Origin of the sequence: Nocardia sp. NPDC004168, assembly GCF_040610355.1 — a bacterium.
In the GTDB taxonomy this organism is placed as follows: domain Bacteria; phylum Actinomycetota; class Actinomycetes; order Mycobacteriales; family Mycobacteriaceae; genus Nocardia; species Nocardia sichangensis.
The window spans coordinates 89599-95931 of record NZ_JBEXME010000025.1 but is presented as its reverse complement, the minus strand read 5'-3'; the positions used below and the strand labels follow the sequence as shown (position 1 = coordinate 95931).

General features: G+C 67.1%; 5 protein-coding genes. 4 read left to right on the top strand and 1 reads right to left on the bottom strand.

What is annotated here, in order from left to right:
* Positions 1-733, bottom strand: a 733-nt coding sequence (locus tag ABZW96_RS30545; protein ID WP_355079255.1) for an AMP-binding protein, incomplete at its 3' end; no start/stop codon positions are given.
* Between the two features lie 379 nt (positions 734-1112).
* Here ABZW96_RS30545 and ABZW96_RS30540 point away from each other — a divergent pair.
* Genes ABZW96_RS30540 through ABZW96_RS30525 form a run of 4 tightly spaced genes read left to right on the top strand, consistent with a single transcriptional unit; the run spans position 1113 to position 6305 of the window.
* Positions 1113-2702: an ABC transporter substrate-binding protein gene (locus tag ABZW96_RS30540; protein ID WP_355079278.1), complete on the top strand. Its 1590-nt coding sequence runs from the start codon at positions 1113-1115 to the stop codon at positions 2700-2702.
* 54 nt (positions 2703-2756) lie between these two features.
* Positions 2757-3683: an ABC transporter permease gene (locus ABZW96_RS30535; protein ID WP_355079253.1), complete on the top strand. Its 927-nt coding sequence runs from the start codon at positions 2757-2759 to the stop codon at positions 3681-3683.
* Complete coding sequence (locus tag ABZW96_RS30530) at positions 3676-4632, top strand: ABC transporter permease (RefSeq protein ID WP_355079251.1); 957 nt, start codon at positions 3676-3678, stop codon at positions 4630-4632. The genes ABZW96_RS30535 and ABZW96_RS30530 overlap by 8 nt, the downstream gene beginning before the upstream one ends.
* A complete protein-coding gene (locus ABZW96_RS30525; protein WP_355079249.1) occupies positions 4629-6305 on the top strand; it encodes an ABC transporter ATP-binding protein in 1677 nt (558 codons plus the stop codon). Before ABZW96_RS30530 ends, ABZW96_RS30525 begins: the two co-directional genes overlap by 4 nt.
* Positions 6306-6333 lie beyond the last annotated feature (28 nt).

Sequence of the window (6333 nt, the reverse complement as noted above, 5' to 3'; positions counted from 1 at the left end):
CGGCGGTGGTGACGGTGTCGTGCCACCACAGGTCGCGGCCTTCGGTCCAGGGGACTTCGATGCCGGTGCGGCGCACCACCAGCACATGCTCGACGCTGGATGGGGTGTCGCCGTGGGCGTAGAGGGCCTCGTCGACGGCTTCCTTCAGTGGGGCGGCTTTGCCGCGCCGCCACTGCCCGTCGGTGGTGATCACCAGGCGCGCCCCGGCGTCGTCGACGCGCTGGCGCAACGCGGCGGGGGAGAATCCGGCGAAGACGACGGAGTGGGTCAGCCCGAGGCGAGCGCAGGCCAGCATGGCGACGATGGCCTCGGGCACCATCGGCATGTAGATGGCCACCCGGTCACCGGTCTCCAGGCCGAGTTCGGTGAGGTAGTTCGCGGCGCGGGAGACCTCGTCGAGCAGTTCGCGGTAGGTGATGGCGCGCGAGTCGCCGGGTTCGCCTTCCCAGTGGATGGCGACCTGGTCGCCGTGTCCGTCCAGGACGTGGCGGTCCACGCAGTTGTAGGCGACGTTGAGCTTTCCGCCGACGAACCATTTCGCCACCGGAGCCCCGCTCCAGTCCAGCACCTGGGTGAACGGTTCGTGCCAGTGCAGCCGCCCGGCCTGTTCGGCCCAGAACGCGTCGCGATCGGCCGCCGCCCGCTCGTAGAGTCCGGCGTCGGCGTTCGCCTGGGCGGCGAACTCCGCGTTCGGCGGATACGAGTCCCTGTGTTCGGCGCTGGTTTCGGTCATCTCGTCTCTTCTTTCCACGTAGCCTGAGCGCACGATTCGACGCAGCCGAGTTCGACAGTAATCAACTGTGACCCATGCCGCGTGCGGTGTGTCGATCGGGTTTCGCCCGCGTCACGCCGCCGCGCCTGCCTCCCGCTGCGAACGCGATGCTCCGGCCGCGCGGCCGTTTCCGCACGAAACTCGGGGTGTTTCGGCGATGTTGCCGGATCGGTAACAAGTACAACGAACTCGGATCAATCAGGTGACAGTGCCCGCGCCGGTGGTTACTCTGCCAACCACACAGGGGGATCGCGTCGGCATGCGCTGACGGGCCTCCTGCGGGTGCCGATCGGCTACCCCCTTCTCGCACCGGGAGGACGCGTTGAAATTCCACAGAGCGATGGCGCTGACCGCGGCGGTCGTACTGGCCACGAGCCTCGGGTTGTCCGCATGTTCCTCGGGCGACGGCGCCGATGCCGACATCGTCACGGTCAACGGTGGCGAGCCGCAGAATCCGCTGGTGCCTACCAACACCAACGAGAATATGGGCGGCCGCGTGGTCGACCGGCTGTTCGCGGGCCTGAAGTACTACGACGGGAGCGGCAAGGCGCACGACGAGATGGCGGAGTCGATCCAGACCACGGATCGGAAGAGCTACCGGGTGACCATCAAACCCGGCTGGAAGTTCACCGACGGCACCCCGGTGACGGCGAAGTCGTTCGTCGACGCGTGGAACTACGGCGCGCTCGGCACCAACGCCCAGTTACAGAGCTATGTGTTCAGTCCCATCGTCGGTTTCGACGAGGTGTCCGCGGAAAAGCCTACGGCACAGACGATGTCGGGCTTGAAGGTGATCGACGACCGCACCTTCACCATCGAGCTGAAGGCACCGTCGATCGATTTCGAGACCGAACTCGGGTACGCGCCGTTCTATCCGCTGCCGGAGGCCGCGTTCAAGGACATGAAAGCGTTCGGAGAGAACCCGATCGGCAACGGCCCCTACAAGTTCGCCCGGTCCGGGGCGTGGGAGCACAACGTCAAGATCGATCTGGCGCCCAACCCGGACTACCCCGGCGGCCGCCCGGCCAAGAACAAAGGGCTGCGGTTCGTGATGTATCAGTCCTTCGACACCGCCTACGCGGATCTGCAAGCGGGCAATCTGGACGCGCTCGACACCGTGCCCGACAGCGCGCTCACCTCCTACGAACGGGATCTCGGTGACCGCGCGATCACCAAGCCGACCGCCCAGAACCAGCACATCGGCATCCAGTCCAACGTCGCGCACTTCGCCGGCCAGGAAGGGCTGTTGCGGCGCCGGGCGATCTCGATGTCGATCAACCGGGAACAGATCGCGCAGAACATCTTCCACGGCACCCGGATCCCGGCGCGCGACTTCACCGCGAGCACGCTGCCCGGCTTCGACCCGAACCTGCCCGGCTCGGAGGTGTTGAAGTACAACCCCGACGAGGCCAAGAAGGTCTGGGCACAGGCCGACGCGATCTCGCCGTGGTCGGGCCGCTACGAGATCGCCTACAACTCCGACGGCGGCCACCAGGCCTGGGTGGAGGCGGTGGCCAACAGCGTGAAGAACACCCTCGGCGTCGACGCCATCGGCGTGCCGTACCCGACGTTCAAGAACATCCGCGACGAAGTGAACGCGCGCACCATCAACAAGGCCTTCCGCTACGGCTGGCAGGGTGACTACCCGACCATGCTGCAGTTCCTCACTTCGCAGTACTACAGCTACTCCGACACCAACAACGTCGACTACAAGAACCCGGAATTCGACCGCCTGCTCGATGCCGCCTTGGCCGCGCCGAGCCAGGACGAGTCCTACAAGATCATCGCGCAGGCCCAGTCCCTGCTGATCAAGGACCTGGCCGACGTCCCGGTGTTCGACTACGTGGCCGCCGCGGGCCGCTCCGACCGGGTGCGCAAGGCCGAACTCGCCTGGAACGGACTGTTCGACTTCGAGAACATCGAGAAGTAGCCGCCGGCCGCCGGGCGTCCGGGTGACGCTCGGCGGTCCTGTTCAGGAGGCGAAATGGCCTGGTATGTCGGGCGGCGTCTGCTTCAGATGATCCCCGTGTTCCTCGGTGCGACCCTGCTCGTCTACGCACTGGTGTTCCTCGTCCCTGGCGACCCGATCCACGCGCTGGCGGGTGACAAACCCATGACGCCCGCGGTGGAGGCGCAACTGCGGGCGCGCTACCACCTCGACGAGCCGTTCCTCGTGCAGTACCTGTTGTATCTGAAGGGCATCGTCACGCTGGACTTCGGCACGGCCTTCTCCGGCAGGCCGGTGCGGGACGAACTCGCGCGTGCGTTCCCGATCACGATCAAGTTGGCCTTCATGGCGGTGCTGATCGAGTCGGTCTTCGGCGTGCTGTTCGGCCTGATCGCCGGACTGCGCAAAGGCAAGCTGTTCGACTCCGCGATGCTCGTGATCAGCCTGGTCGTGATCGCGGTCCCGGTCTTCGTGGTGGGCTTCCTCGCCCAATTCCTGCTCGGCGTGAAGTGGGGCATCGCGCCCGTGACGGTCTCCGGGAAGGCGACCGTCGGCGAACTGCTGGTGCCCGCGATCGTGCTCGGCTCGCTGTCGTTCGCCTACGTCCTGCGCTTGACCCGGAATTCGGTGGCGGAGAACATGTCCGCCGACTACGTGCGCACCGCGACCGCCAAAGGCCTGCGCAGGCCACGCGTGGTGACCGTGCACATCCTGCGCAACTCGATGATTCCGGTGGTCACGTTCGTCGGCGCGGATCTGGGCGCCCTGATGGGCGGCGCCATCGTCACCGAGGGCATCTTCAACATTCCCGGCGTGGGCGGCACGCTCTACCAGGCCATCACCAGGGGGGAGCCGCCGACCGTCGTCTCCTTCGTCACGGTGCTGATCGTCATCTTCCTGCTCACCAATCTGCTCGTGGACCTGCTCTACGCCGCACTCGACCCGAGGATCCGCTATGCCTGACCGCACCGAGGCCGCGAGTCCGCGCCGCGGCCAGGAGCATTTCGTCGCGCCGCCCGACGAGGTCGAGGTGCTCGCCACCGACGCCGTGCTGGATGCGGGCGCGCCGACCAGCATCTGGCGCGACGCGTGGCGGCAGCTGCGGCGCAACCCGATCTTCATCGTCGCGGCGGTGCTGATCGTGTTCGTGCTGATCGTGGTGATCTGGCCGGGGCTGTTCACCGATCAGGACCCGCGGTACTGCAACGGCGACTTCAGCATGGACCCGCGCGGCGCAGGGCACCCGTTCGGTTTCGACAAGCAGGGGTGCGACATCTACGCCCGCACCGTCTACGGAGCGCGGGCTTCCGTGCTCGCCGGAGTCGGCGCGACGCTGCTGTTCGTGCTGATCGGGGGAACGCTCGGCGCGCTGGCGGGCTTCTACGGCGGGCCGCTGGACTCGATCGTCTCGCGGGTCGCGGAGGTCTTCTACGCGATTCCGTTGATGCTGGCCGCCATCGTGATCATGCAGCTGCTGGACGCAAGGACGATCTGGACCGTGATCGTCATCCTCGCCTCGTTCACCTGGCCGCAGGCGGCGCGGATCGCCCGTAGCGCGGTGATCCAAGCGAAGAACAGTGATTACGTCACGGCCGCGAAAGCTTTGGGCGTCTCTCGACCGCAGACGCTTGTGCGCCACGTGTTGCCCAACGCGGCGGGACCGCTGATCGTGGTGACCACGCTGTGGCTGGGCGTCTTCATCGTCACCGAGGCGACGCTGTCCTATCTCGGCGTCGGTCTCCCGCGCACCGTGGTGTCCTGGGGCGCGGACATCGCCACGGGTCAGAAGGAGATCCGCACCTCCGCCATCCTGTTCTATCCGGCGACGGCGCTGGCGCTGACCGTGCTGAGCTTCATCATGCTGGGCGACGCCGTGCGCGACGCCCTCGATCCGAAGGCGAGGAAGCGATGAGCGAGGCCGACCGGCCGCTGCTGGAGATCACCGATCTGAACGTGAGCTTCACCGCCGACGGCAAGCCGGTGCCCGCGGTCCGGGACGTGAGCCTGTCGGTGTATCCGGGGCAGACCGTGGCCATCGTCGGGGAATCGGGCTCGGGAAAGTCGACCACCGCGCACGCGATCATCGACTTGCTGCCCGGCACGGGCCGGGTCACCTCCGGTTCGATCAGGTTCGACGGCAAGGAACTCACGGCGGCCTCGAAACGAGAGATCGTCGCGGTCCGCGGCAGCGGCATCGGCCTGGTCCCGCAGGATCCGATGTCGAATCTGAATCCGGTGTGGAAGATCGGTTTCCAGATCCGCGAGACGCTCGAAGCCAACGGCATCGCGAAGGGCAAGGCCGCCGAGAAGCGAGCGGTGGAACTGCTCGAGGAAGCGGGCATGCCCGACGCCGAACGCCGGGTGAACCAGTATCCGCACGAGTTCTCCGGCGGCATGCGCCAGCGTGCGTTGATCGCGATCGGCCTGTCCTGCCGACCGCAACTGCTCATCGCCGACGAGCCGACCTCGGCGCTCGACGTGACCGTACAGCGGCAGATCCTCGACCATCTCGAGCGGCTCACCGCCGAACTCGGCACCGCGGTGCTGCTGATCACCCATGACTTGGGTCTGGCGGCGGAGCGTGCCGAACACCTGGTGGTGATGTATCGCGGCCGTGTCGTGGAGTCCGGGCCCGCTTTGCGGATTTTGCGTGATCCGCAGCACCTGTACACCAAACGGCTGGTGAGTTCGGCGCCGTCGCTGGCCGCGCAGCGGCGGTCGGCGGTGCGGCGCCGGGCCGAGATCCACGCGCAAGCCGTGCAGGTGGCGGCAGCCGACACGGTGGTGCCGGACGACGTGCTGGTAGCCGAGCGTCTGACGAAGACGTTTCACATTCGCGATCGCACGCCGTGGAAGTCGACCGAGTTCGTCGCGGTGGACGATGTGTCGTTCCGGCTGCGGCGCGGGTCGACCACGGCGATCGTCGGCGAATCCGGCTCGGGCAAGACCACGGTGGCGCAGATGGTCCTCGGACTGCTCGCGCCCACCTCCGGCGCCGTCACGTTCGACGGCAAGGACGTGACCACCCTGGACCGTAAGGAATCCTTCGCCTTCCGCCGCCGGGTGCAGCCGATCTTCCAGGATCCCTACGGCTCGCTCGATCCGATGTACACGATCTACCGCACCATCGAGGAGCCGTTGCGCACCCACCGGATCGGTACCGCCGAGGAAAGGGAGGCGACCGTGCGGGAACTGCTCGACAAGGTCGCGCTGCCTGCCGGTGTGCTGCGGCGCTACCCCAACGAACTGTCCGGTGGACAGCGTCAGCGCGTGGCGGTCGCGCGGGCACTCGCCCTACGGCCCGAAGTGGTGGTGTGCGACGAGGCGGTGTCCGCGCTCGACGTGCTGGTGCAGGCCCAGATCCTCCGCCTGCTCAACGAGCTGCAAGCCGAGCTCGGGCTGGCGTATCTGTTCATCACCCACGATCTGGCCGTGGTGCGGCAGATCGCCGACGACGTGCTCGTCATGCAGCGCGGCAAGGTGGTCGAGGCGGCGACGACCGACGAGGTGTTCGACGATCCCCGGCAGGAGTACACGCGCAAACTGCTCGACGCGATACCGGGACGCGATCTGCTGGCCGGATAGCGAGCCGGGCGCGCGGATCGGTCCGCGC